Genomic DNA, 26060 nt, shown 5'->3' with positions numbered 1-26060 from the left:
CTAATTTATTTTAATCATAATCTATTTTTCAGGTGTTTTCTCAATATAAACAGACATAGAGTTAAATGCAAAATCTATTCCGAGATTTTCTAATATTTCCATAATTTTCAAATTAACATCCTGTTTAATCTCAAGATATTTAGCCCAATCTGCGGTTGTTGCAAAGCAGTAGATAAAAATATCAAGGCTACTTGCCTGAAAATCTGTAAAATATACCATCAAAGGGTCTTTATGAATTTGCGGGTGTAATCGTAACATTTCATCTATCTCTTTGACTGCTTTTTCAAGTAAGTGTCTTGGTGTCGAATAAGTGACGCCGATATTAAAATTTATCCTTCTTCTGTCCCTCATTGACCAGTTTGTTATGGCAGTTGTCGCTACTACTGAGTTTGGGACGCTGACAAGAGCCTTTGCAAATGTCCTGATACGTGTGCTTCTAAAACCTATATCTTCCACTATACCTTCAATGTCATTAATGACTACCCAATCACCTATTTTAAAAGGTCTGTCTATTAAAATCATTATACTTCCAAAAAGATTAGCCAGCGTATCCTTTGCAGCCAAAGCAACGGCAACACCACCAATACCAAGCCCTGTAATGAGAGCTCCCACATTGTAGCCCCATTCTTGAACAATGAATATAACGCCAAAAATTATTATTGTTGTTTTAATAAATTTACTTATAAATGGAAGAAAACTTGATACAAGCTCAAAATCTCTATTTTTTAGGAATTTTTCAATAATTCTTTCTAACAGGGTTTCGCATCGATAAATCCCCCAAAATATTGCATATATAAATAATGAATTCATAATATGGTTTACAAGAGTTTTTGCGTTTGCTGGCAAGTAAAGAGTTGAAAAAGCAATGTAAAATCCAGCAATTACTACGGATAGTTTTAACGGTTGCTCCAAGGCATCTATCAGCTCATCGTCAGCGTCTGTCTTGGTTTTAGAAGCAATCTTTTTTAAGTGATTTAGAATAATTTTTGTAATAATTTGCTTAAAAAATAGTGCCAAAAATATTATCCCAAAAAATATGAGCAGCTGTTTTAGCTTTACATCCAGTATGGTATATTCGAGGAGTTCTTTTAAATCATTATAAAGTTCCATATTATTCCTTTTTAAAATCAATTTTTATTACTTTGCCTTTTGGACTTTGCTTTTTTGCACTTTTATTATCTGTAGTAATAGTTTTTTGGGATTCCTTACTTTTGCGTTCTATGTCAGGTACATTAAAGTTGAATACAAATGTAGGAGCTACCGGAGAGTCGAACACTGTCGTAATGGCAGATACAGGTATCACCAAACTTTCCCATTTTCCCGCAAATCTCATTTCTACATATATAACGTCTTCTTCAAACTCAAGGTTTTTATAAGATTGTGGCCCAAATACCAAAACAATACCTTCTTCATTCTCTTTGCCTATTAATCCTCTTTTACCTATAAAGAGCTCAGGATGCACCATTATATGGAGATACACTTTTTCAGAGGAATAAAGTATTTCTTTAAGTATATTTAATTTTGTGCTTGTATTCATGATATAATAGTAGCATATAATTATAAAATTTAAAAGTATGGTTTTATTTTAATATTTTATGCTATAATTTATTGGTTGAAAAGGAGGATTCTATGGGAAGATTAGATGTTTACGTTGATTTGTTGATTAAGTATGGGACTAAGCTTGCCATTGCAATTTTAATTATATTAGCCGGAAAGTTTATTGCCAACAAGGTAAAGAAAGTTAGCCGAAAGGCTATGGAGAGGGCAAAAGTTGATGAGATGGTTGGAAAATTTTTGGGCGACCTTATCTATTACGCACTTTTTATTATTTCCATTGTTGTAGCATTAAACACGCTTGGCATGAGGACTACATCTATTGCTGCAGTAATTGGTGCTGCTACTCTTGCAATCGGTTTGTCTTTGCAGAATAATCTTTCAAATTTGGGCTCAGGTGTAATGATTTTGATGACAAAGCCTTTTAAAGTTTCCGATACTGTTGAAATTGGCGGGATAACGGGTATGGTTGATAAAGTGTCAATTTTTAATACAAGACTTAAGACACCTGACAATAAAGTAGTTTACATGCCTAATGCAAAGATAACAGGGTCAGAAATAATAAACTATTCGGCTGAAGAAAATAGGCGACTTGATATAGTTGTGGGGATTGGGTATGAGGATGATATTAAGCTTGCCAAAGATATTTTGAAAAAGATTGCCGAAAGCGATGCAAGGGTGTTGAAAGAGCCCGCTATTTTTATAGGTGTCTTAAATCTTGGCGAAAGTGGTATTGATATTGGGCTTAGAGTGTGGGTGAATAATGGTGATTATTTCACTTTAAAATGCGATATTCTTGAAAAAATTAAGGAAGAATTTGATAAAAACGGTATTAGTATCCCATACCCTCAGATGGATATAAGCATTAAAAGAGTGGAAAATGCTTAAAAGTGAAATAAATTTTTCAGATTTTTTGGATACTGTAAAAGACATAAAAATACTTAATGAGTTAGGGGAAAAGCTCTTAAAAAGTATTGCAGACAGTGCCAACTATATTAACTTGACGGAAGGTGAGATACTTTTTAATAAGGCGGAAAGCTACCATAAGGGTATCTACCTTATAATTAATGGCGAAATAAGACTGATTGATGAAGCAGGAAAAATTCTGGAGATTTTGGGAAAAGGCGGCTTGGCTGGGCTTACCACATTTCTTGGAAAGTCAAGTTATGTGGTGACGGGGGTTTCAGTCGGTCAATCGACGCTATTATTTATACCCGAGATAACAATATATAAGTTAATAAATGAAAGTGAGGCTTTTAGTAAGTATTTTTATTCAGTAGTTAATGACAGGCTTCATCTTTTTCAAAATAAAGACAACAGTTTTTCAAAAAGTTTTACTTATAAGCCTGTGGGAAATTATATGACATTTCCTGTAATCACTGTTGAGAAAGATATACCGATTATTGAAGCAAGTAAAATTATGTCTTCAAATAAGGTAGGAAGTTTGATTGTCACGGATAATGAAAACGTATCTGGGATACTAACAGCTAAGTCTTTGGTACACAACTTTTTGCCAAATGCTGACAGATATGGTTTGAATGCCAAAATATGCGATTTTGTCGACAAAGATATTGTAAAGGTGCCCAAAGAATATCCTTTGGTGGAAGTTTTGGCAGAGATGCAGGCCAGAAATAAAGAATATGGTGTAATTGTCAAAAATGAAAAGCCTATAGGGATAATTTCAAATAAGGATATTCTTAAGATTTTGTATAATAGTATCAATATATACACCTCACATATTGAATCTTCTGAAAGTCTTGATGAGCTTAGAAACTCTTACCTTAATCTCTATAAGGTCGCTGATGAGCTGATAGAGTCAAGCAGAATGACCGCAGATGTCTTGCCGATAATATCATCAGTCCATCTGGCAATTCAAAAACAGGTACATAAAATTACCACCCAAGAATTTTATAAAAAGTCAGGAATAAATGTATGTGATATCAAGCACGCATTGATAATAATGGGGAGCGGTGCGAGAAAGGAGATGATGCTTGACCCTGACCAAGATAATGGATTTATTTTTGATGATGATATAACACAAACTGAGAAAAGTATCCTGAAGGATTTTGGTAAAAAACTTGTCGAGAATCTTGATTATGTCGGCTATAAGAAATGTCCTGGCAATGTTATGGTAACCAACCCTAATATGTCCAAGACATTGAGGGAGTGGAAAAAAAGCATAGCTGAAATTGTCAATGATCCTTCAAGCGGTGGTGGATTTTTAAGGTCTTCCATCGTGTTTGATATGGATACATTTTGCGGTCACGATAGTCTTGTCTGGGAGTTAAAAGAGTTTATTTTCGACATTATAGCAGAAAAGCCGATTTTTCTTATTCAGTTTTTAGAAAATGATACTAACTTTAAATCACCTGTATCATTGTTTGGAAAGTTTATAGTTGAAAAAGAAGGGGAAAATAAGGACAAGCTTAATCTAAAACCTTATGCTCTTTCTATAGTCGTTGATGTTACAAGGGCTTATACGCTTGCAAAGAAGCTGAGCAGCTTGAATACAATGGAAAGACTAAAGCATCTTGAAAGAAAGCATATACTTTCGGATGAGACTGTAGGGAAAGTGTCTAAGGCTTATGAAGTTGTAGTTGATATAGTACTTAGAAATCAAATAAAGTCGGCAAAGAAGGGTGAAAAAGTTAATAAATATATAAATCCTGAAAGTTTGTCCACTTACAACCAAAACAGGCTTAAAAATGCTTTAAACACAATAACAAAATATTTAAATAACAGCTTGAAATATTTTAAAGGGCACCCTTAACCACCGTCACCCGTTTTATTCAACGTTCACTATTAGTGTTAAGTATTAACTGTTAAGTGTTAAGCCTTTACAACCTTTATAACTCATATTAGCTTACACAATTTATCGCTTGTCCACAAAATCTCTGTTCACGATTCACTTTTCACCGTTTACAGTTTTATAACTGCATAGGGCGCAGCGATAAATAAGCTTATCTTGCAAATCTCATTGCCACTTTTAGAATAGGTGGATAGATAATAGCTGTCAGTATGGATGTCAAGATTGCTGCACTTGCCATTTCAACACTTAATATGTTTGTAGCTTTTCCTATCTCTGCAAATGCTACTAAAAGTGTTAACGGGAAAGAGGTGCTTAAAGGTATTGCAATTATACTTTTTAAGTTTATGTCAGCAAATACAAAAACAAGACTTGCCAGAAGTCTTACCACAAATATCCCTATGGAAAGAGAAACCGCATATATTATTGTTGTAATATTGGTAAGGCTGTTAATATCAAATGCCAGACCAACATAAATAAAAAAGATAGGTATCAAAAAACCGTTGCCAAACATTTCAAAACCTTCTCTTATATCTTCGTTGTCTTTTAAAATTGTTGCATAAAGCATTCCGCCAATAAAGCTTCCAATAATGATTTCAATGTTCAAATATGCGGCAAGGGCGACAAATACAAGCATATTTAAAAAGTTAGTACGCATTCCTGTCTCTGCAGAGTTGTCACTGCTGACAATTTTAAGCAGCGTGCTTGGATACCACCATGAGAAGAGTTTCAAGCTCTTTAACGCCAGATAGGCAAAAATACAGAAAAATAAAATTTCCGAAATATGGTAAACAGACTTAATGCTGAAGCCGTAACTGTAATATATTGTTGTTGCAGTTATGATTATAAGACTTATTATTTCTCCTACACTACCAATGATTAAGAGTGTCCTTCCGATATTTGTATTCAATGCATTACTTGCTGAAAGGATTGGGTATAAAAGCCCGATTGCCGACATAGATACCAAGAGGACCAAAGGTATTGGTAGGTTAAATAAGATGGCAGTGGCAAAAAGCACACCTATTACTATAAGGTAGTATAGCACATATATTAAAAAGTCTTTTTTCGGAGTCTTTTTCAAATCTTCTATGTCAAGCTCAAGCCCTGCTAAATACATAAGTACCAAAAAACCAAATTCAGATATAAATTTTATGATAGTAAATGCATGTTTATCAATGTTGATAAATGTGCCTATCAATATACCTAATAAAATTTCAATTACAGGTATTGGTAGACGGAGCTTTTTGCCAAGGTATGGGGATATAAAAGCGATGGCTGCCATTAAAAATAAAAGTAAAGCTTCATGTGCTGACATACTTAATCTACACTCTGAGGTATTAATATCGTTGAAAATGTTGTTTTTGTCGCGAGATGATATGCAACGGATGGTTTGAAAAACGAGCCTGGATTAAATCGCTCATAACCTATGACGAATAACAAACTATCTTCCTTTGATAAAAATCTTAAAGTTTCCCTAACGGGATTACCCTCAATTACTGTATAGTTAATGTTTATTTTGTATATAGATTTAAAATCATTAACTATTGTGTAAGATTCTTGCAAGAGCTCAGCATCCTCCTCATTTCGCAAAGCCTTTGGAAGTGTAGTGTATACCGCTTCTACTTCCACTTTAAATAATCTTGCAAGCTCCACTGCAATTTCAAGAATGTGTGTCATGTCAGGGCTATTAAGGCTTACCATTATTTTTGAAAAATCAGAGCCGTTTTTCATAAGAGCTGTAGGCTTTAATGTTTCTTTCAAGATTTGCTTTATTTTAAGTTTTTTCAAGAATGTAGATTTTCTTTGTATGAATACATTTATTCCATTATCAGGTCTGTTTAGATTTTCAAAAAAAGTTTGGGTGGAAATTATACCAAAATCTTTTGTTATTTCGTTTTTCTCAAATAGTGAAATAATCTTTTCTTCTCCGACAACAGTATCCACAGCAATTATTTCAAGCCGTTGCGACCTTATATGTTTAAATAGATGGACACTTCCTCCTAATGAGAGTAAATCTTTGTCAGAGAAGATATACAATGACATAATTTTACCATATTGAAGGGGGAATTGAGGGATACCTTTTAAGAATATATTTGCAAGGTTTTCCAAAACCTTAGGTTCACCAAATATAATAACTTTATCCCCTACCTCTATTTTAACATTGCCAGTGGGGATAACGATTTCATTATTTCTGTAGATAGCTGCTACATGCCAGTTTGAAGGCTTAATATTTTTTAATTTTCTATCTGTCAGGTGAGATTTTGATAAGACATTCATTTCAATCAGCTCACCTTTTCTTATACCTATATCGATAGCTTTCGAATAATTTTTATTGAGTTTATTTATTACAAGGTTAATTGACATCTCAAGGGGGTTTATTAGTGTGACACCAAATTCAGCAAATTTATCTTCAATATCCCCTGAATATGAAATAACCAAAATTGGAAGGTCAAGTTTAAAGGTTTTTCTGATAAAAAAACAAATTTCAAGACTTACATCGGCATCTTTGAAGGCAGTTATGATGTGCTGAACATTATCCAGGTCTATTTTTTTCCATACCAAAACACTGCTTGCATCACCAACAATTGTTTTAACATGTGGATATTGAGATTCAATTTTGGCAGCTTTTTCTTTGTCCAATTCAATGGCAATTACTTCTCTATCTTTTATGTTAGCTATAAGTTGCTCTTCAAAATAACCTATTCCACAAATTATTATCATATACTTTCCCTTGTTTACTATTAAGAATTATTTTGTTAATAATATAGCACTCAATTAAAGAGGTGTAAAATGAAATCTTTCAGAAAAGAATTATGGTTTAATACAAAAGAAAGGGTCGAATTTATAAATATTACATCTGAGGTGCAGCAGGCTGTAAACGAAAGTGGGATAAAAGAAGGACTTTGCCTTGTTAATGCAATGCATATAACTGCTTCAGTGTTTATAAATGACCACGAATCAGGTTTGCACAGTGACTATAAAAGGTGGCTTGAGGAGCTTGCTCCGCACGAGCCGCTAAGTCTTTACAAACATAACTTAACCGGGGAAGATAATGGGGATGCTCACCTTAAAAGGCAGATTATGGGAAGGGAAGTAGTTGTAGCCGTTACAAACGGTAGGCTTGATTTTGGACCCTGGGAGCAGATATTTTACGGGGAATTTGATGGAAGAAGACGTAAAAGAGTACTTATTAAAATAATCGGAGAATAAATTTATGATTTTGCATGTTACACATAACGATCTTGATGGTGCCGGATGTGGCGTATTGATAAAAAAGTATCTTGATGTGGCTGATACGGTTTACCTCAATTATGATGAAATAGATAATTACCTTATTAAAAATTACAATAACTTCAATAAAATTATAATTACAGACCTTTCACCTACCATTGAAACTGCTAAGTTTTTGACAAACTATGTCGAATTATTCTTTATAGATCATCATAAAACTTCAGAAGGACTTAGCAAGTTAATAGATTCTTATCATGATATATCAAAATCGGCTACTTTATTGACGCTTATGTGGCTTAAAGAGATTGGCTGTGATGTGGAAGATTACAGAGAGTTTGCAGAGTGTGTTAATGATTATGATATGTGGCACTTAAAACGGGAAGATAGTTTAACAATGAATATGTATTTTTCTTTAGTGGGGATAGATAGATTTGTAAAAAGGTTTTTGGAAAATCCTTCCACGAAATTTGACAAGTATGAAAAGATGCTGCTTGAGATTGAAGAGGAGTCAAAGAGTAAATATCTTGATAATGCATTAAAAAATCTTACATTTTTCGAGGATGTTGAAGGGAGAAAATTTGCGGTAATTTTTGCGGAAAGGTATAATTCTGAGCTTGGTCATCACATAATAAATAATACTGAAGCTCAGTATGCGGTAATTATCAATGCTCAGAAAAAGAAGATTTCTCTACGCTCCCAAAATGATATAGATGTAAGTAAAATTGCCGTTAATAATGGCGGTGGTGGACATAAAAATGCTGCTGGATTTTCTACGGACTTCGATTTTTGCTTAAAAACTTTTCTAACTAATTGTGGGGTGCTGCCTTGAATGCGGAATTTATAAAATCGGCTCTTTTGCCAAAAGATTATCCGGCTCATGATTTAAGTGAAGTCGCTTTTTTGGGCAGGAGTAATGTGGGTAAATCCAGTGTAATAAATGTGTTGCTTGGTAGAAAAAGTCTTGTCAAAGTAGGTAAAACACCGGGGAAGACAAGACTCATAAACTTTTTTAATATTGACAATAAGATGGTTTTTGTAGACTTGCCGGGATACGGATACGCTAAAGTATCAAAGAAAGAGAAAGAGAGCTGGTCTAAAAATATTTATGCTTATATCTCTTCGAGAAATCAGCTTAAATTATGCGTTTTGATACTTGATATCAGGCGGGTGCCGACGGAAGATGATATTAGTGTTATTAATATGCTTTATGAACTTGACCGTGACGTCTTGTTTATTTTGAACAAGTCTGACAAACTATCTGGAAATGAAATAGCTAAGCAGGCGAAGGTGATTTCCGATAAATTGGGTTTAATTAAGGAAAATTTTGTAATATTTTCAGCTACAAAGAAAAGGGGTACTGATGAGGCTTGGGAAAAGATTAACAAAACGTTATATTAAATACATCTTTGCTGTTTTTTTTATAATTTATGTTTCTATTACAAACATTTATGCAAGACCTGAGGCATATGACGCCAAGGTTACATTTCTGCCTAACAGATATCTTTTGGATTCTATGATAAAAGATGTTACGGATGCTCAAAAAAATATTTTTATAGCTATTTATATGTTTAAGACGACTGATGATAGGCATCAAATGAGCACCCTTTTGGAGGAAGCATTGATTAGTGCTTTGAAAAAAGGTGTAAAGGTCTTTGTCGTTATGGATTTAGGGAAAGGGAATGACATTACTACCGATATTAACAAAGAAACTGCCGAAGAACTGTTAAAAGCGGGCGCAACGGTTGTGTTTGATTCAAAAGATGTGCGTACACATGCAAAGCTAATGGTTATCGATGAAAAGATAACTTATGTTGGTAGTCACAATTATACTGACAGTGCGTTTAAATATAATAATGAAACTACTGTGAGAATAGTTTCCGAAGGGTTAGCAAGTGATGCAGTAAAATATATCAAAAGGTTGGTTAGGTAGATGGTTTTAGGGACGATTGTTAATGCTGCTGCAGTAACTGTGGGGACAGTTATAGGGCTTTTTTTTGGTAAAAGAATAAAAGGTGAGCTAAAAGAGTCAGTCTTAAAAGCTTTGGGGCTTGCTGTAATTGTTTTAGGGGCGAAGATGGCTTTTGAGGAGCATGATTTTTTAGCTGCATTAATTTCTTTGGTAGTTGGCACTATAATTGGTGAAATTATTGATATCGAGGATAAACTCGATAAAGTTGGCTCATATATTCAAAATAAGACGAGAAGCACTTCAAATACATTTGTGCTTGGGTTTGTTACTGCAAGCGTGTTGTTTTGTGTGGGCTCAATGACAATAATCGGTGCGATAAAAGACGGTTTAAACAATGACCCTTCCGTTTTGTATGTTAAAAGCATGTTGGATGGTGTTTCTTCGGTTATATTGACATCCACTCTTGGGATAGGTGTATTGTTTTCTGCAATAGTAATTTTAATTTATCAGGGCGGGCTAAGTCTTCTTGCCTCAAGTGCAGTGTTTTTGCTGGAAAATGAAATTTATGTAAACGGTATATCCGTTGTGGGCGGGATTATCATTGTTGGGATTGGGCTTAATATGCTTAATATTGTCAAAATAAAAACGGCAAACATGCTGCCTGCACTTTTTATAATCCCTTTATATGACTTTATAAAAATAACATATTTTTGAGGTGATAGATGTTTTCAAAGGAGATTGAACTAAGGTTTTCCGATATGGATATGTATGGGCATTTAAATCATGCCAAATATTTTACATTGATGGAAGCGGCAAGGACAGAGCTATTTTTGGATGACTTTTTAAAACTGAAAGAGGATAATATCTTTTTGTTAATAACTGATGTAGAGTGTTCATACAAGCGTCCCGTGTCTTTGGGTGATAAGTTAATAATAGACATGGAATTTTATCAGATTTCAAGGACACGGTTTGAAGGGAAATATATTTTGCACAATGGAAGCGGTCTTGTATATGCCGAGGCAAAAACTACTCTTGCATGTTTTGATGCAAGTAAAGGGAAAAGCTGTGAAGTGCCACAAATGCTTAAAGAAAAGTTTGAGGAAGTGAATAAATGAGTGATACTAAAAGCATTAAAATAGACAAAGTAAAAACACTGGCAGAGAAGTATTTCAATGAGGGGTACTACTGCTCGGAGGCAGTTTTAAAAGCTTTTGAAGATGTAACAGGAATATTTTTTTCCGATGATTTTAAAAGGTCTATGACCATTTTGGGTGAGGGGATTGGTGCTTCAGGTTGCGTATGCGGTGCAGTATCATCTTCCGTAATGATAGCGGGGAGTCTGACCGGAAGAAAAAGTCCCAATGAGGACAAAAGACTTTCCCAAAAGTTAGGGAAGATTTTTATGGAGCGGTTTAAAGAAAAGTTTAAAACTACCTGTTGCAAGTCTTTGACAAAAAGGAGCGAGTTGATTTTTGGTATTGGTAAATACAAGCATTGTCCGCAAATTTCGAGCTTTTGTGCACAGCTTCTTATTGACATATTGATTGATGAAAATCTAATAGACTAATTAAAATATCCTCTTAAAAAGTATGCAATCTAATCATCTGTGGTTAAAAAAATAATGTGCTACGAAAGAACATTGAAGGGTACAAGATTTGTGAATAGTGAAAAGTGAATTGTGAACAGTGAGTCTTGGACAAAAAATAAATTGTGTAAGTTAATATGAGTTGAAAAGGTTATAAAAGTTGTAAAGGTTTTAGAGGCTAAAACTTAACACTTAATACTTAATACTTAGAACCTTGAACATTTTTAGCATTGAATTATAGAGATACAAAAAATATCGCTGAGGTAACAAAATTATTGCCTTTTTAGCCAAATAGTTATAAAGTATTTGCAACTGAGTTGCAGGAGCAATGGTATGAAAAAGTGGTTTTTATGCGTAATTATACTTTTATTCAGTCACTTATCTTATTCTGCGGATATTATTTTTGTAAGTATTTCACCTGTAAAATATATTGCAGATAATATTGTGGGGGGGAAATATCAGGTAAAAGCGCTTGTCCCGGAAAATTTTAACCCTCATCTTTTTGAGCCAAGGCCTAAGGAGATGAGAGAGCTGTCAAAGGCAAAATATTATTTTTCAATAGGGGATACATTTGATCATGTATGGCTTGAAAAATTATATTCGGTAAATAAGGGGGTAAAAGTAGTTTATATAGATAAGGATATTACAAAACAGAGGCTTGAAAAGCACAGTCATGATGAAAAGCATGAAAATGAGGGAGATAACAATTTTTATGATCCTCATATTTGGCTAAGTCCTAATAATGTTAAAATTATGGCAAAAAATATTTTAGATTTTATGGCTGAAGCAGACAAAGATAACCTTCCACTTTATGAATCTAATTATCAAAAACTTGTAAAGAGTATGGACGAGCTTGTGATAAATTTCAAAAAAACTTTTGACAGGTGTGAAAGTAAAAATATCCTTGTTTTTCACCCTTCTTGGGGATATTTTGCAAAAGATTTCGGATTGAAGCAAGTGGCAATTGAGGCTGAAGGGATTGAGCCTTCAATGAGTCATATAAGAGAAATTGTTGATTTTGCCAGAAAAGAGGATGTAAAATTCCTCTTTGTCCAGCCGCAAATTGACAGTAGAATTACAAATACGCTTGCAAAGCAGCTTAATATTGAAATAATAAAAGTTAATCCTTTAAGTTACAACTATATTGGCGAACTTGAATTGATTAAAAATGCTTTTGAAAAAAAGTGTAAGGGGGAAAATGAGTAACTATATTGTAAATGTAGAAAATGTGTATTTTGCATACAATGGCTCATATGCACTTGAAAATGTAAACTTAAACGTTAGGGAAAAAGATTTTTTAATGGTGGTTGGGCCTAATGGCGGTGGGAAAACTACCCTTGTCAAACTTTTGTTAGGTATTTTAAAACCTACAAAGGGTGAAATAAAGATATTTGGTGAGTCACCTTCAAGCGTGCTTGACAGGATTGGATATGTGCCCCAAAAGACAAATAACAAAAATGAAATCCCGTTAAGCGTCTTGGAATGTACACTCCTTGGTTTGCAGAGTAGATTTTTTAGATTTGGTTATTCAAAAAGTGAAACAAAAAAGGCTGAAGATGTGCTTGAGCAGCTTGAGATGTTAGAGCTTAAGGATAAAAAAATGACCGAGCTGTCTGGCGGGCAAGTGCAGCGGGTTTACCTTGCAAGAGCACTTATCTCTAACCCTGAGCTGCTGATTTTAGATGAGCCTACTTCAAATATTGACCCCTATGGAAGCTTTTGTTTTTTTAGCCTTTTGGAAAAGATAAATGCCGATAAGACTATAATTATGGTGACTCATAATCTGAATTTGCTTGCTACCAAAATTAATAGTGTGGCATGCGTTAACAGATATCTGCTTTACAATGACAAGCCTGAGCTTACAAAAGAGATGATGGAAATAATGTATGGTATTCATGATGAGCATACATGCTCAATTGGTGCTTATGTCAGCGAAGAGATAGACCACCTTACAAAGTGTGAGCATAGGGATAAGTGTATGAATACTTTTAACAGCGTTAAATAGGTTTGGTATTGGGAGCAAAAATTGGAAATATTTCAGTATGACTTTTTTTTAAATGCCATATATACCGTTTTGTTGGCAAGTATAGTTTGCGGGATTGCCGGTGCATTGATTGTTGTCAATCAAATGGTATTTCTCACTGGTGCCGTTGCTCATGCCGCTTATGGCGGGGTAGGGCTTGCATTTTTTTTCGGTTTGCCTGTTTTGCCTACTACTTTGGTCTTTTCACTGTTAAGCTCATCCGCGTTAGGGGTGTATACTGCCAATAAAACTTATAGGGTAGATAGCATTATAGGTATTTTTTGGGCACTTGGAATGGCGCTTGGGATTATTCTTATCGACTTTACGCCCGGCTACAAGGCTGATTTGATGAGTTATCTTTTTGGCAGTCTGATTGCAGTTTCACAAAGTGATATCAATATGATTTTTATTCTTGATGTGATTGCAATCTTATTTTTAGTAGCTTTTTATCAAAAACTTGTTCTTTTTTCTTTTGATAAGGAGTTTGCGTATGTAAAAGGGATAAATATAAGTGCTATTCATACGCTTATAATTGTGTTGGCGTCAATTTCTATAGTAATTTTAATTAAAGTTGTGGGTTTAATTTTAGTGATTGCACTTCTTACTATACCTCAACATTTGTCTGAAAATAAGTCAAACAATCTTTTTCAAATGATTATTATGTCTACCGGTTATACATTATTATTTGGACTTATCGGACTTTTATTTTCCTATTATTTTAATACTACTTCCGGCGCATCTATAATATTAGTGGCATCAGTCTGGTTTATAATTGAAAAAATTTTAACGGTTTTGAAAAATGTTTGGTATAAAAAAACTGCTAACTGACAAGAAGATAAGGGTAACTAAAAATAAAATTAAATTGCTTGGGTATTTGATTAATAAAAATTGTCCCGTGACTGCGGTTGAAATAATTGGTAATTTTTCCAAAGAGAGCAGCTTAAACAAATCGACTGTTTATAGAATAATGGATGAACTTTGCGAAAAAGGGTTAATTTTTAAATTTTTGAGTGAAAATGGCGAGTATATGTACTGTTTTGGTAAAGGGGAAGGGAAAAGCCATGTTCATTTGGTGTGTGACAAATGTGGAGATTATTATTGCAAAAATATAAATCTTGATAAAATATTGAATAATTTTGATGATTTTCAGACTCTATCTGTAAATGCAACATTTCATGGCATTTGTAGCAGATGTAAAAAATAAGTATTATTATTTATTGTGTATTATTTTGTTAATAAATATCAGTAGAAATTGATTTGTTTATGCTAACTTATTCATAAATATATATAAATATTATACTTTGTAGTTCTTTACAATTTATCCACATAGGATATTTAATATTCTATGAGACATAGCGGATGTGATTAAATTTTAATCAATTACCGTTTTTTTACATTCCCCCTTTCAAAAAATCTTTTCATGTCTAAATTGAGATAAAACTCTTTAATTGTGTTAAAATAGTTAAAAAAATTTTGGGGGCCAAATGGAAAAATATATTGTTATGATTGAAAGACTATTTGAATATTATGGAAAGTATCTTCACGGCAAGGAAAAAGGGATTAAGCTTGCACTTTTGGCATTTATAAGCAGAGGGCATATTCTCATTGAAGATAGTCCAGGGCTTGGAAAAACAACTCTTGCAATAGCAATAGCTAAGTCGATGGGTGTCGATTTTGGCAGGGTTCAGTGCACCAATGACTTATTGCCCACAGATGTCACGGGGCTTAATATATTTAACAAAGAAAAAGGGGAATTTGAGTTTAAAGAGGGGCCTGTTTTTAACAATATTTTACTTGTAGATGAGATAAATAGAGCTACCCCAAAAACACAAAGTGCACTTCTTGAAGCTATGGGGGAAAAGCAGGTGACGGTGGAAGGTAAAACATACAAACTTAATCAGCCTTTCTTCGTAATCGCAACACAAAACTCAGCGGAGTCTTATGGCGCTTTCCCCCTTCCTGAGTCCCAGCTTGATAGATTTTTAATGAAGATAAATCTTGGCTACCCGTCTAAGGAAGAAGAGTTTGAAATATTAAAAGGTGGAAGCTCACGGGGAAAAATTTACGAGTCAAAGCCTGCCATAAGTAAAAATGATGCTTTGGAATTAATCCGTTTTGTAAGAGAGGGGGTAAAAATAGATGATTCAATACTTGAATATCTTATTGAAATAGTTAATAAAACGAGAAATCACAGTAAAATATCCACAGGGCTTTCTACCAGAGCAGCGCTATCTTTGGTAAATGTGGCTAAAGCTTCAGCAATAATTAACAAAAGGGATTATGTAATCCCTGAGGATGTACTTGATTATTATACTTACACCATGCCTCACAGAATAATATTCAAAGGTATGTTTTCCGGCAGTGAAAAGATAGAGATTTTAGAGGATATAATTAAGTCAGTAAAACTGCCTTATTAGGGGGAAGATTGTCTCCGATTAAATTTACAAAAGCCGGATGGCTGTATATTATACTCACAATAATGATGGGGTTTTCTGCTATCAACACAAATAATAACCTTGTCTTTATTACAGTATCTTTGATGCTTGCGGTGATGGGGATATCGGGCTTTTTTGGTAAATCAAATATTGAAAATCTCTCATTTGAATTTTCATTTGAAGAGGAGATTTATGCATCACGAAAAACAAAGATTAAAGTCAACGTTATAAATAATAAATCGGCGATATTTTCCGCTCTTCTCAATATTAACATTTTAGATGATGAAGAAAAGGTCATTTTTCTAAAACCAAAACAATCGGCATCTATATATTTTACTAAGACTTTTACCGAAAGAGGGTTTGTGAAGATAGATAAAGTCATTGTCACATCTATTTATCCGTTTAATTTTTTTATCAGAGCAAAAGTATATGCAGTAAATGAAGAATTAGTGATATTTCCAAGACTAATTGACAATTCTTTTATTCCTAATTCATCTGAAGATGGTGATATGGTTAACGATTTTCCAGTGCTACCTGTAATACATGGTCAAGAAGAGCTTAGCAATATTAGAAGCTATAATAACGACCCGATGAGTAAAATATTCTGGAAACACTACGCAAAAAACGAAAATCTTTATACCAAAGAATTTACTTCAGAAAAGATGAGCTATATGTATCTCATCTTTGAAGATTTAATTAAGGATTATGCTTTAGAAAAAGGGATAAGTATTGCGACAACAATTATTTATGAAGCAAGTATAAAAAAGCAACCGTTGCTGTTTCAGGTTGGCAATAAGGAATTTAATATCGGCAATATATACGAAAAAAGGGAAGTCTTAAAAAGGCTGGCGATATATGGTAAAGATTAGAGATTTCGTAAATTACCTTATAAGTTTTTTGGTAATTCTCGCACTTTTTAGTGTAGTAAAGTATGTAAATGTCATATATTCTGCTGCCTTAGTTTTTGTCCTCTTAATATTTTTGCTTAATGAAAAATTTAAATTTCTAAAATTAAACAGAAAATTGCTTACCGCTTTTGCCTTTTTATTTTCAGGGCTTACTCTTGTTAACACAAATGTAAATACACTTTTGTTATCACTTTGCCACATTATCATAATATTTATCTGTATTAAGCTACTTGAGGAAAAGGGTTATAGAGATTATATGCAGTTGATTATATTGACCATTTTTCTGACAACTGCTTCCGGGCTTTTTAGTCTAAGTATGATTTATTTGGTATATATTGTAGTTTCAGTATTTGTTGCCAATATTGCGGCAATTTTTATCACTTTTGTTAATTTTAAGGGTGATATTGAGCTTGAAAGCAAAAGTTTTAAACAATTGCTTTTTAAAGGCTCCGGGATAGTGCTATTTGCAGTCCCTCTGGCTGCAGTTATTTTTATTGTGCTGCCGAGAACAGATTACCCGCTTTTTAGCTCTATAGGGTATTCAAATATTTCAAAGTCAGGCTTTAGCAGTGAAATAGGGCTTGGAGATGTTAATTCAATTCAGGAAGATAACAGCATTGCTTTTAGAGCAGTGATGAAGAAGGTAAACAGGCCTCTTTATTTTAGGGGGGTTGTTTTTGATGTTTTTGAGGAAAATAGATGGAAATCTTCCGTTTCAAAGAGGGTAAGCAGACCAAAAAGATTACAGGGTGAAAGGGTAGAATATGAGATTTATTTAGAGCCTCATTTTGAAAATTTTCTCATAACCCTTGATTATCCATTACAAGTAGATGCTGGCAAAAGTGGAATATTTTTTACAGATAAGCTTGAGGTAAAAGATAAAAAATTGATTAATAAAAAGATTAAATACAAAGGGGTATCTTATTTAGTAGATAAATTCAAAGATGAGATAGAAGTGAAGTTTTACACAGATGTTTCAAATGTGACGGAAAAAGTTTTAAAATTTGCTGAAAGTTTTAAAAGGGAAAACAATATTGAAACAGCAAATGCAATTATAAATTATCTGAAGTCTAATATATCTTATTCACTGCAAGATTTACCAACAGGGGAAAACTCCATAGAAGATTTTTTATTCAACGTAAAAAAAGGTAATTGTGAATTTTTCGCTTCAAGTATGGCCGTGTTATTAAGAGCTAATAATATTCCGGCAAGGCTTGTAGGCGGGTTTAAGGGGGGCTACTACAATGAAAACGGTGGATATTATGCAGTTGCTAATAAAAACGCTCATGTGTGGGTAGAGGCATATCTTGAAGGATATTGGGTAAGGTTTGACCCCACTCCGGCAGCTATTGAGCAATTTACAAATAAAAACATATTACCTTTGAGCTTAAAAATTAGGCTATATTTTGACTATATTTCGTATTACTGGACTAAGTTTGTAATAAATTACGATTTTCAAAAACAGATTAGCTTATTTAAAAATGTTTCATCTTCTTTTAAGAAGATGAATATTAATGTATCTAAGAAAGTCTTCATTATTACAGCTTTTGCTATAACAATTATAGTTATAAGTTTTTATTTTGTATCTTATAAACGAAAAAGACAGAAAACTAACTATTATTTAAATAAATTTTATAAGATATTAAAAAATCATGGGGTAGAGGCAGACCAAAACCTAAGCTTATTACAAAATATAAGAAAAATAGAGAATGACGACTTAAGAAATAAGGCAAATCTGTTTGTAGAGGAATTTTACAGGATGAAGTATCGTAATAAGCATGTAAATTATAAAAAACTAAATATGTTTTTAAAAGAGATTAAGAAATTTAAGTGACTATTTCGCATAAATATCAATAGTTAAAAAAGGGGCTAAATGCCCCTTTTCTTAACTTTTTACTATTTTTTTATACCATTTTGGGTGTTTTTCTTTGATATGTTCCAAGTCAGCTTCACCTGTCCTAAAAATTGCTTTTAAGCCACATCTGTTAATTGGATGAGTCCCAATATACATGTGAATAATTAGAAAAAATATTATAAGTATAAAAAATGTACCGTGCAGGCTTTTCGCCCATTGTAAAGCCTCTAAGGTGTAAGAATCTCTAAATGTCAGCATTAGCCCTGTGATAGTCATAACTACCATTGAAAATATTATAAACCATGCGAATAGTTTTTGTCCCATGTTGTATTTTCCTATCTCAGGGTGCTCAAATTTTATATATGTTTTATACAAATCTGAAAATCCCTGGAAAAATGCTTTAATACCCCATTTTTCAGGCCATATTTGCCATGAACTTATATCCTTGAGCATAACAATTACAAACGGTATTGTTGTAAGTAGGAAAAATAATGCCGTTACCCTATGGAATATTCTTGCAACCTGAATACCAATACTTAGTATTTCTGCGGAAGTATTGGCACCGGCAAACAAGCTAACAGGTATGCCAAATATGTAAGCTAAAATGCTAAACTTGTTTGATAAGATCGGCAAGCCCGTAATTATGAAAAATAACATAAAATGAATGATATGTTTGTGATACCAAATAATTATTTGGTTGAATACTTCTATTTTTTGATTGGTATTATGAGTCATATTACTCCTCCTTGTGCTCTTTTTCTGCAACTACTTCTTTTCTTTTTGCCAGCCAATATATAAAATGTCCGGCTGTTGCAGCTAATGCGCCACCAATTAAAAATGGTGCACTTGCTTTGGCAAAGTTTCTAAGTGCTATTGCGTTGCTGCGAGGATTTTCAGGTAATTTGTACAAATTCATCTCTTTTTTGGGGATAATAGTTACCCAGCCTAATTTCCCTACATAATTGTTAATTTTATCAAGACCATAAGCAACAAATTCTTCATTGTAGGTATCTTTGTAAATTGCAATCCTTTTAGCTATCTCTTGCTCTACTTCTTGAATTGTTCCAGAAAATAGCGCTCCAGTAGGACAACCTTCCACACAAGCCTGCTTTAAACCGTTTTCGATGCGGTCGTAACACAAGATACATTTTGAGGTTTTGTTGGTCTCTTTGCTATACTTAGGCACATTATAAGGACAAGCATCTATACACGAACGACAACCGACACACACATCTTCATGAATTACAACTGCGCCACTTTTTCTTTGCTCTATTGCTCCTGCAGGGCAAATTTGCTTACAAGGAGCGTTTTCACAATGATTGCAATGATGAAATTTTGTTATTTTTTGTGCTTCAGGGTATTTTCCATATTCATAAGTTAAAGGGGTAAGGTAAAATTTACTTTCTTTTGGCTCATTTACTGATGCTTCGTACTTATACCCTTTATCTCTGAATTGCCTTGTACTATTTTCTATAGCACAATTTGTCATACAAGCATAGCACCTGATACATGACATTGAGTCATAGCAAATTATATTTTTACTCATTTTGCCCTCCTGATTTTAACAATAAAGTCTTGAGCCAGTTGCCCGCCATCAAGTGCGGCAAAGGTAAAGTTTCCTATATGATTAGGATTAAATCCATATTTTGGCGCATTGGTTAAAAAGTTTGTAAGATTGTTATAATATCCAGCACCTACTCCATAATATGAAAATAAGGCGTCAGGGTGTACATATTCTACAAGTTTTATTTTGGTTTTAGTAACAAGATGGGGCTTTTGAATATTAAAAACTTCAACAATATCCCCATCTTTAAGCCCAATTTTTTCCCCTTTTGATTTGTTGATATATATTGCATCCCAATCTACCATGCCACCAAGGAAGTTTAAAATAGGGTTATCTTTTGTTTGTGCGCCTGTAAATGAGCTTAATGGGTTAAAGCCTGTTACCGGTATAAACTCATCTTTGTCTAATGTTTCTTTTTCTGTTTTCCAGTATGGGGGCTGATATTTAAAGCCAGGGTCTAATATACTTGCCAACTTTTCATTTGCCGCTTTTAGTTCAAAATGTTTTTCCAAAAAGAAAGTACTGTATATTTCGATTTTTTTAGACTTTGTTTTTGCCTTTACCCCGTATTTTATATTTCCAGTCCATACCCCTTTTTCAAATAGTGAGTCTGGCGAAAATGTTTGTAGCTCATCTTCTGATAATCCTTCTACTTTGGAAAGTTGCTTATCTAAAATAGCATTAATCCCTTTTTCGTTGTAATGACTAAAGTATGTATTATATGTTTCTGAGTCCAAAACTCTTTTTGCAAGCTCATTAACTATCCAGTAACCCTCTTTTGCACCAAAAAGAGGCTCAACAGCCTTTTTGTGGACAGCAATGGTAGGGTAAGGTGCTTTAAATTTTGTACGAATGGCTTCATCCCTTTCCAAAAACATTGCATCAGGAATTATTATATCAGCATAAAGTACTGTTTCATTGAAATAGGGGGAAATAGCGACTATTGTTTCAAGCTTTTCCAATGCTTGAATAATTTCTTCACTACCTGTAGAGCCGCCAATTATATTCTGACCCCAAAACACTGCCACTTTGCACTTGTATGGTTTTTCTTCAAGGAGTGACTTTATAAAAAATCTTCTGTAATCTTTAGTATTTATTAACGAGTATTCACTGAATTTTCGGTAATAGTGTGAGATAGGCTTTTGTTCCGGTTTAGGTGCTTTTATAAAGCTGCCAGTCTTTACACCTCTTTGAATAATCATCCCCCCTTTTGTGCCTATACTTCCTAATAGAGTGTTTATAATCAGAATTACCCTTTTCTCTTCCATTGAATTATCATATCTTGTAGACCTGTATCCTCTTTCTATAAACACTTGAGGTGCATTGTTAATTAGATTTTCTGCGACATTTTTAATTTTATTGGCAGGCACACTTGTAACTTTTTCCGCCCATTCAGGTGTAAATTGCTTTGAGGAGTTTATTAATGCAGTCAAAGCAGTAGTAACTTTAACTCCATTATATTCGAATTCTCCCGTCAATGAAGGGTTTGATGCATCTTTAGAAAGCTTAAATTGTTTATCGTCTTCGTCATATACAAGAAAATCTATATGTTTGTCATCTATGTTTTCAAAATGGACAGGTTTCCCTTCGCTGTCTATAAGCATAGGTGCGTTTGTATGCTTTTTAAGATATTCTTTGTTAAATTTTCCGGAGGTCAAAATTGTGTTTGCTATAGCAAGTAAAAGGGCTAAATCTGTACCGGGGCTTATCGGTAGCCATTCGGTAAGACTTTCCCCTGCCTCTGATGGCTTTCTTGGATCAATAACTGTAACTTTTAAACCATTTCTTCTACCTTTTCCATACATAATTCCCCAAGGGAAAGTTACAAGTCCGCCACCTGGATTTCTGCCGATAAGAATCCCGTATTTAGCATTTTCATAATCAGGACTTAATGCGCCCGTTCCGCCCCCAGGTACACCTTTATCTTCCTTACCACCCATAATTGAACCATAGCTTACAATTAATGAGTTGCCAAAACAGGTATCCCCGTATCCTACAATATTTGGGGTGCCGTAAATAGTAAAAAATTCTTTATCCATTCCTGGTGCACTATTAAATCTTGGTAAAAAAGCAACCAGGTGCTCTTCACCGTTATTTTTTAAGTTGATAAGTTTATCTGAAATAATTTTTAAAGCATCATCCCAAGAAATCGGTTTGAACTTTCCTTCTCCCCTTTTACCTACTCTGATTAAAGGCTGTTTAATCCTGTTTGGGTTGTACAACGCAGCTGTTGCTGCCCTCCCTCTGGCACAAATACCTGAATGTGGTGTGTTTTTATTTGACTCTATTCTTATTACTCTCGAGTCTCTAACTACTGCTATCATTGGGCAGAATTGGGCACACATCCTACACAAAACAGGTACTTTTTTTTCTACACCAAAATCCAAAGGTGTAACCTTTGCGTGCGACTCTTTTAGAGAAAGTAAACTTCCTGACAGTGCAGCCCCTGCACTTAGCTTTAAGAAGTTCCTCCTGTTTAAACAAGGCATACTAACCTCCTAATAAAAAATTATGTTAATGTTGCCGGTAACTATTTATAAAACAAAAAAAAACAAATGCAATATTTGTTTAGACTTAATATAAAAGAGAACTAGGTTTTAAATTAATGCTTGCCTGTATTTTACTGTAGTTTAAATAAAATTAAACAACACATCTCATATCTATTATATATAATTTTTTTAAAATTTTATTTTTTATAATGTTTTTTATATTTTTAAAATACTTTATTATCAACATGTTATGCAAATATTTATATATTATAATTTATGAATAATATATAGGTTTCGAGCAAAAGTTTAAGTTTAATGCATATTATTTGTTGAGAGAGATAGTTTTTGCAATAGAGGACGCAGAGGTTAGAATTTAGTATTAAGTATTATGTTTTAGTCTCTAAAACCTTTACACCTTTTATAACCTTTACACCTTCATACCCTTTACAACCTTTACACCTCATATTAACTTACACAATTTATTTTTTGTCCAAGACTCACAGTTCACTATTCACTATTCACCATTCACCATTTACTTTTAACTGTTCACAGTTTTTTAACCACAGAGGGCACAGAGTTTCACTCCCCCCACACCTTATCAATCACCCGATTTATCTTCTCCTCATAGTTTTTCACCATCTCCTTCAGGCCGTCGATTATCTTCTGCTCGGATTTGATTTTATCGACAATACGCTGCTGGACTTCAAGGGGAGGAAGGGATCTCAAATTCTACTTTCATATGCCTCAGAACCAATATACTATCGGGAAATTTCCGATAAACTTTCCTCTAATATCAGTAAGGTCATTTACAAAATTATGTTTTCTCGTCCCTCTCCCCTTTATCTGGATAAATTCTGTTGGAGAAAAGATTGGTCTTATTAGACAAATATTTAAAATGTCAGGACAATCGTATCCGGTAGTCATCATACCCACCGTGACACATACCCTTGTCTTACTTGTTTTATAGGCGGAATCAAAGTTTCCTGAGCCTGAAAGATTGTTATTTGTAAAATTAATAGTGAACTGTTGGGCATCGTGAATATTTGATGTCACCTGAATAGCAAAGTCTGAATTATATTTTTCAGGAAACATTTGATGTGCCATTTCATTTAGGATTTGAGAAATTTTTGCTGCATGATTTTGAGAGACACAGAATACGATAGCTTTTCCTATCTCCCCACTAATTGGATCAAAAAGTGCATTTTCTAAAAATGCTTTGCAAAAAGCTCTATTTGTATTTTCAGAAAAGAATTTTTTTTCAAAGTCTTTGTGAATAAAAGTTTCTTCTGCCTCATTTCCTTCTTCATTTTTAACAGTTACAGCATAACCTTCATCTGAAATTAATTGGGTAGTTACTTCAGTGCGGGCATCTATAACAATAGGATTTACGAGAAAACCGTCTTTGACACCATCAATAAGAGAGTACCTATATGTTGGCTCTCACCATCTTCACAACCAAAAGTTTTATAGGTATCAAGAAGCAATCTTTTTTCCAATTGTCGAGGGTCATTTTCACCAAGTTTTGAAATATTTATATTTTTTAAGTAGTTTTTTGGGGTGGCAGTAAGCCCAAGTTTGTAACCTATAAAATAATCAAATACAGCTCTGCTATTACCGCCTATACTTCTGTGAGCTTCATCAGAAATCACAAGGTCAAAGTCATCAGGAGAAAAGATTCTTTTATATCTATTTTTAGAAAGAAAAGTTTGAATAGTGGAAACAACAATTTCTGCTTTTCGCCAATCATCCCTATTTTCTTTATAAATAACAGTAGTATAATCATTTTTAAGATAGTCTCTAAAGGCTTTGTATGCCTGATTTTCAAGCTCAAGTCTATCCACCAAAAACAATACCCGACGGGCATTGCCAGTGCGTAGGAATAATTTAATTACTGCTGCTGAGACGAGAGTTTTCCCCGTGCCTGTTGCCATTTCAAAAAGAAATCTATCCTTCCCTTTTTTAACAGCACTTTGTATAGATTTTATGGCCAATAATTGATATTTTCTTAAGAAACGCAATTTATTTTCAGTTATAAATTTGTTCCTGATTTTTTCATCTTTGTATGAAGGATCATTTTTATAATCAGGGTATTGTGTTAAAACAATATAATCTTCCTTAACTATCTCTTCTACGAGTCTATTTTTATCTGGCTTGAAATTTTCATACCCTTTTAGAGTTTCTTGAGAGGGGAATTTGCTTATTAATTGAGGATTCCCCCTTTCTATATCCCAGAAATAGTGGATATTTCCATTGGAAAGGATAACAAAGCGACAATTTTGAGATTGTGCGTATTTTCTGGCTTGCTCTTTGCCAAAAAGCGGGTTTTTGGTTTCAGCTTTTGCTTCTAAAACAACCAATGGAAAGCCTTTTTCGTCAAGGAGCAAAAAGTCAATAAATCCATTTTTTGTATGTTCGAAATTTTCACCAAACTCATTTAGCTTTTTCTCAGTTATTTTAACATTATTTTCCAGTAAAATATTTGCTTTACCATCTGCTGTATCGAAAAATCTCCAGCCGGCTTCTTCGAGGAGCTTGTTTATTTTTATTCTTGCCTTAGCTTCTTTTTCAGACATCATCAAACCTCTGAATAATAATATTGCTAAAAATTAAAATATAAGGTGTATTACAATAATCACCCCGCACAAATTTATTGTAAAATACAATAAATATAGGCAGGCACAACACACTATATAAATTTTAACGTGTTTTTTGATTTTAGTAAAGTAAATGTAAACCAAGATTTTTATGGCCTATCTAAAAAGTTTTGAAAATAAATTTGCATAAGATATAAAGTTAAATCTGTGCTTATTCTTGCTCTCTGTTATTTGAATAAATGAGGAAAAGTTTAATTGTAGTTTAGATGTATAAAAAATAGCTGACGGTCGCCTTTGAATACTCGACAAATACTTAAATTTATAGTAAATATCCTTAAGCACTGCCAAATATGTTGTAGGAGATGTTGAAATGCCGGCGTTTATGGTAGATATTCTTAACAAAAAGCAAAAAGAGGTTTTTAAAAAGATTCTTGAAAAAGTAGATGGAGCGATGAATGTCGCTGAGCTTGAAGGGTTTCTTTTCGGTATTGCATTAACGCCTGATGTTATATTTCTAAGTGAATATATGCCTGAAATATTTGGAAACGAAGAACCGATATTTGAATCTCAAGAAGAAATGAGCCTTTTTGTAGATAATCTTATGAAAGCTTATAATGCTTATATTTATGCTGCAGAAAATCAAAAGTTTAAGATACTTGTCGACGTAATAAAAGATGAAGATTTAACTGATGAATATATGGCTGAAATTTCAGATTGGGCAAAGGGTCTTTTTTCTGCATTTAAAATGAGACCTGAAATATGGTTTCCTAACCCTGAAGACCTTAAAAAACCTTCAAAAGAAAAAGAACTTTATACCTATTTTTTGGGGATTATATTTAGTGCAGCTTACCCTGACACTTTAAATGAATATTTAGTACAAGAAGATAATGTTGACAAAAAATTGATTTATAAAATAATACCAAGTGCTGTTGAAGGTATAAAAGCAGTCGGGGAAATGTTTTTGGATGAAAGAAAGAAAAAGTTTAAAGAAAATTTAAATAAAACTCAAAATAAAAAAGAAAAAATTGGGCGTAATGATTTATGCCCCTGCGGCAGTGGTAAAAAATACAAAAAGTGCTGTGGTAAAAATTAAGTACTGTTAACCAG

General features: G+C 33.5%; 24 protein-coding genes and 1 pseudogene. 17 read left to right on the top strand and 8 right to left on the bottom strand.

Annotated elements, in window-relative coordinates:
* Positions 1 to 21: 21 nt before the first annotated feature.
* Entirely contained in the window at positions 22 to 1110 is a 1089-nt protein-coding gene (locus LF845_RS08460; protein ID WP_242820580.1) for a mechanosensitive ion channel family protein, read from the bottom strand.
* A 1-nt stretch (position 1111) separates the two neighbouring features.
* Positions 1112 to 1537 carry a ClpXP protease specificity-enhancing factor SspB gene (locus tag LF845_RS08455; RefSeq protein WP_242820579.1) on the bottom strand — a complete coding sequence of 142 codons (426 nt, stop codon included), beginning with the start codon at positions 1535 to 1537 and terminating at the stop codon, positions 1112 to 1114.
* A gap of 92 nt (positions 1538 to 1629) precedes the next feature.
* Here LF845_RS08455 and LF845_RS08450 point away from each other — a divergent pair, with 92 nt between their 5' ends.
* Together LF845_RS08450 and LF845_RS08445 are read left to right on the top strand one after the other, a co-directional pair.
* A complete protein-coding gene (locus LF845_RS08450; protein WP_242820578.1) occupies positions 1630 to 2442 on the top strand; it encodes a mechanosensitive ion channel family protein in 813 nt (270 codons plus the stop codon).
* Entirely contained in the window at positions 2435 to 4324 is a 1890-nt protein-coding gene (locus LF845_RS08445) for a putative nucleotidyltransferase substrate binding domain-containing protein (RefSeq protein WP_242820577.1), read from the top strand. Before LF845_RS08450 ends, LF845_RS08445 begins: the two co-directional genes overlap by 8 nt.
* Before the next feature lie 190 nt (positions 4325 to 4514).
* Here LF845_RS08445 and LF845_RS08440 read toward each other — a convergent pair whose 3' ends face one another.
* Positions 4515 to 5675, bottom strand: coding sequence for a cation:proton antiporter (locus LF845_RS08440; RefSeq protein WP_242820576.1), 1161 nt, complete (start codon positions 5673 to 5675; stop codon positions 4515 to 4517).
* A gap of 2 nt (positions 5676 to 5677) precedes the next feature.
* A complete protein-coding gene (locus tag LF845_RS08435) occupies positions 5678 to 7081 on the bottom strand; it encodes an NAD-binding protein (protein ID WP_242820575.1) in 1404 nt (467 codons plus the stop codon).
* Between the two features lie 69 nt (positions 7082 to 7150).
* On the opposite strand from LF845_RS08435, the gene LF845_RS08430 reads away from it, so the two are divergent.
* The 14 genes from LF845_RS08430 (at position 7151) to LF845_RS08365 (ending at position 18285) form a co-directional block, all read left to right on the top strand.
* The gene (locus tag LF845_RS08430; RefSeq protein ID WP_242820574.1) at positions 7151 to 7570 is read left to right on the top strand and encodes a secondary thiamine-phosphate synthase enzyme YjbQ; all 420 of its coding nucleotides are present in this window, start codon (positions 7151 to 7153) and stop codon (positions 7568 to 7570) included.
* Between the two features lie 4 nt (positions 7571 to 7574).
* Entirely contained in the window at positions 7575 to 8420 is an 846-nt protein-coding gene (locus LF845_RS08425) for a DHH family phosphoesterase (protein ID WP_242820573.1), read from the top strand.
* The gene (gene yihA, locus LF845_RS08420; RefSeq protein WP_242820572.1) at positions 8417 to 8989 is read left to right on the top strand and encodes a ribosome biogenesis GTP-binding protein YihA/YsxC; all 573 of its coding nucleotides are present in this window, start codon (positions 8417 to 8419) and stop codon (positions 8987 to 8989) included. Before LF845_RS08425 ends, yihA begins: the two co-directional genes overlap by 4 nt.
* Entirely contained in the window at positions 8952 to 9521 is a 570-nt protein-coding gene (locus LF845_RS08415) for a phospholipase D-like domain-containing protein (RefSeq protein WP_242820571.1), read from the top strand. The genes yihA and LF845_RS08415 overlap by 38 nt, the downstream gene beginning before the upstream one ends.
* Positions 9522 to 10214, top strand: a complete 693-nt coding sequence (locus tag LF845_RS08410; protein ID WP_242820570.1) for a DUF554 domain-containing protein — start codon at positions 9522 to 9524, stop codon at positions 10212 to 10214.
* An 8-nt stretch (positions 10215 to 10222) separates the two neighbouring features.
* Positions 10223 to 10615, top strand: a complete 393-nt coding sequence (locus tag LF845_RS08405) for an acyl-CoA thioesterase (RefSeq protein WP_242820569.1) — start codon at positions 10223 to 10225, stop codon at positions 10613 to 10615.
* Complete coding sequence (locus LF845_RS08400; protein ID WP_242820568.1) at positions 10612 to 11067, top strand: C-GCAxxG-C-C family protein; 456 nt, start codon at positions 10612 to 10614, stop codon at positions 11065 to 11067. Before LF845_RS08405 ends, LF845_RS08400 begins: the two co-directional genes overlap by 4 nt.
* Positions 11068 to 11418: 351 nt before the next feature.
* Positions 11419 to 12291: a metal ABC transporter solute-binding protein, Zn/Mn family gene (locus tag LF845_RS08395; protein WP_242820567.1), complete on the top strand. Its 873-nt coding sequence runs from the start codon at positions 11419 to 11421 to the stop codon at positions 12289 to 12291.
* Entirely contained in the window at positions 12284 to 13090 is an 807-nt protein-coding gene (locus LF845_RS08390) for a metal ABC transporter ATP-binding protein (RefSeq protein WP_242820566.1), read from the top strand. Before LF845_RS08395 ends, LF845_RS08390 begins: the two co-directional genes overlap by 8 nt.
* A gap of 21 nt (positions 13091 to 13111) precedes the next feature.
* Complete coding sequence (locus LF845_RS08385; protein WP_242820565.1) at positions 13112 to 13936, top strand: metal ABC transporter permease; 825 nt, start codon at positions 13112 to 13114, stop codon at positions 13934 to 13936.
* Entirely contained in the window at positions 13908 to 14312 is a 405-nt protein-coding gene (locus tag LF845_RS08380) for a Fur family transcriptional regulator (protein WP_242820564.1), read from the top strand. The genes LF845_RS08385 and LF845_RS08380 overlap by 29 nt, the downstream gene beginning before the upstream one ends.
* A 280-nt stretch (positions 14313 to 14592) precedes the next feature.
* Positions 14593 to 15525, top strand: a complete 933-nt coding sequence (locus LF845_RS08375; RefSeq protein WP_242820563.1) for an AAA family ATPase — start codon at positions 14593 to 14595, stop codon at positions 15523 to 15525.
* Positions 15526 to 15533: 8 nt separating this feature from the next.
* The gene (locus LF845_RS08370) at positions 15534 to 16412 is read left to right on the top strand and encodes a DUF58 domain-containing protein (RefSeq protein WP_242820562.1); all 879 of its coding nucleotides are present in this window, start codon (positions 15534 to 15536) and stop codon (positions 16410 to 16412) included.
* Positions 16399 to 18285: a transglutaminase TgpA family protein gene (locus tag LF845_RS08365; protein WP_242820561.1), complete on the top strand. Its 1887-nt coding sequence runs from the start codon at positions 16399 to 16401 to the stop codon at positions 18283 to 18285. The genes LF845_RS08370 and LF845_RS08365 overlap by 14 nt, the downstream gene beginning before the upstream one ends.
* A gap of 51 nt (positions 18286 to 18336) precedes the next feature.
* On the opposite strand, the gene LF845_RS08360 is transcribed toward LF845_RS08365, so the two are convergent.
* The 4 genes and pseudogenes from LF845_RS08360 to LF845_RS08340 all read right to left on the bottom strand — a co-directional run.
* Positions 18337 to 19041, bottom strand: coding sequence for a cytochrome b/b6 domain-containing protein (locus LF845_RS08360; RefSeq protein ID WP_242820560.1), 705 nt, complete (start codon positions 19039 to 19041; stop codon positions 18337 to 18339).
* 1 nt (position 19042) lies between these two features.
* Positions 19043 to 19852: a 4Fe-4S dicluster domain-containing protein gene (locus LF845_RS08355; protein ID WP_242820559.1), complete on the bottom strand. Its 810-nt coding sequence runs from the start codon at positions 19850 to 19852 to the stop codon at positions 19043 to 19045.
* Entirely contained in the window at positions 19849 to 22359 is a 2511-nt protein-coding gene (locus LF845_RS08350) for a molybdopterin-containing oxidoreductase family protein (protein WP_242820558.1), read from the bottom strand. The genes LF845_RS08355 and LF845_RS08350 overlap by 4 nt, the downstream gene beginning before the upstream one ends.
* A gap of 789 nt (positions 22360 to 23148) precedes the next feature.
* Positions 23149 to 24932 (bottom strand): annotated as a pseudogene (locus LF845_RS08340) (DEAD/DEAH box helicase family protein); the annotation flags it as partial.
* Positions 24933 to 25323: 391 nt separating this feature from the next.
* On the opposite strand from LF845_RS08340, the gene LF845_RS08335 reads away from it, so the two are divergent.
* Complete coding sequence (locus tag LF845_RS08335) at positions 25324 to 26046, top strand: UPF0149 family protein (RefSeq protein WP_242820555.1); 723 nt, start codon at positions 25324 to 25326, stop codon at positions 26044 to 26046.
* Positions 26047 to 26060: the final 14 nt, after the last annotated feature.

The sequence above is a fragment of the Deferrivibrio essentukiensis genome, from assembly GCF_020480685.1.
GTDB lineage: Bacteria > Chrysiogenota > Deferribacteres > Deferribacterales > Deferrivibrionaceae > Deferrivibrio > Deferrivibrio essentukiensis.
The sequence above is the reverse complement of the archived record's forward strand: the minus strand, read 5'-3'. Positions and strand labels throughout refer to the sequence as shown.

What these genes read in the sequence shown, in the direction of transcription:
- LF845_RS08410 (WP_242820570.1), top strand. Translation starts at nt 9,522, where the DNA reads ATGGTTTTAGGGACGATTGTTAATGCTGCTGCAGTAACTGTGGGGACA.
- LF845_RS08390 (WP_242820566.1), top strand. Translation starts at nt 12,284, where the DNA reads ATGAGTAACTATATTGTAAATGTAGAAAATGTGTATTTTGCATACAAT.
- LF845_RS08425 (WP_242820573.1), top strand. Translation starts at nt 7,575, where the DNA reads ATGATTTTGCATGTTACACATAACGATCTTGATGGTGCCGGATGTGGC.
- LF845_RS08435 (WP_242820575.1), bottom strand. Translation starts at nt 7,081, where the DNA reads ATGATAATAATTTGTGGAATAGGTTATTTTGAAGAGCAACTTATAGCT.
- LF845_RS08350 (WP_242820558.1), bottom strand. Translation starts at nt 22,359, where the DNA reads ATGCCTTGTTTAAACAGGAGGAACTTCTTAAAGCTAAGTGCAGGGGCT.
- LF845_RS08445 (WP_242820577.1), top strand. Translation starts at nt 2,435, where the DNA reads ATGCTTAAAAGTGAAATAAATTTTTCAGATTTTTTGGATACTGTAAAA.
- LF845_RS08365 (WP_242820561.1), top strand. Translation starts at nt 16,399, where the DNA reads ATGGTAAAGATTAGAGATTTCGTAAATTACCTTATAAGTTTTTTGGTA.
- LF845_RS08395 (WP_242820567.1), top strand. Translation starts at nt 11,419, where the DNA reads ATGAAAAAGTGGTTTTTATGCGTAATTATACTTTTATTCAGTCACTTA.
- LF845_RS08455 (WP_242820579.1), bottom strand. Translation starts at nt 1,537, where the DNA reads ATGAATACAAGCACAAAATTAAATATACTTAAAGAAATACTTTATTCC.
- LF845_RS08440 (WP_242820576.1), bottom strand. Translation starts at nt 5,675, where the DNA reads ATGTCAGCACATGAAGCTTTACTTTTATTTTTAATGGCAGCCATCGCT.
- LF845_RS08335 (WP_242820555.1), top strand. Translation starts at nt 25,324, where the DNA reads ATGCCGGCGTTTATGGTAGATATTCTTAACAAAAAGCAAAAAGAGGTT.
- LF845_RS08375 (WP_242820563.1), top strand. Translation starts at nt 14,593, where the DNA reads ATGGAAAAATATATTGTTATGATTGAAAGACTATTTGAATATTATGGA.
- LF845_RS08400 (WP_242820568.1), top strand. Translation starts at nt 10,612, where the DNA reads ATGAGTGATACTAAAAGCATTAAAATAGACAAAGTAAAAACACTGGCA.
- LF845_RS08405 (WP_242820569.1), top strand. Translation starts at nt 10,223, where the DNA reads ATGTTTTCAAAGGAGATTGAACTAAGGTTTTCCGATATGGATATGTAT.
- LF845_RS08415 (WP_242820571.1), top strand. Translation starts at nt 8,952, where the DNA reads ATGAGGCTTGGGAAAAGATTAACAAAACGTTATATTAAATACATCTTT.
- LF845_RS08430 (WP_242820574.1), top strand. Translation starts at nt 7,151, where the DNA reads ATGAAATCTTTCAGAAAAGAATTATGGTTTAATACAAAAGAAAGGGTC.
- LF845_RS08355 (WP_242820559.1), bottom strand. Translation starts at nt 19,852, where the DNA reads ATGAGTAAAAATATAATTTGCTATGACTCAATGTCATGTATCAGGTGC.
- LF845_RS08360 (WP_242820560.1), bottom strand. Translation starts at nt 19,041, where the DNA reads ATGACTCATAATACCAATCAAAAAATAGAAGTATTCAACCAAATAATT.
- LF845_RS08380 (WP_242820564.1), top strand. Translation starts at nt 13,908, where the DNA reads ATGTTTGGTATAAAAAAACTGCTAACTGACAAGAAGATAAGGGTAACT.
- LF845_RS08450 (WP_242820578.1), top strand. Translation starts at nt 1,630, where the DNA reads ATGGGAAGATTAGATGTTTACGTTGATTTGTTGATTAAGTATGGGACT.
- LF845_RS08460 (WP_242820580.1), bottom strand. Translation starts at nt 1,110, where the DNA reads ATGGAACTTTATAATGATTTAAAAGAACTCCTCGAATATACCATACTG.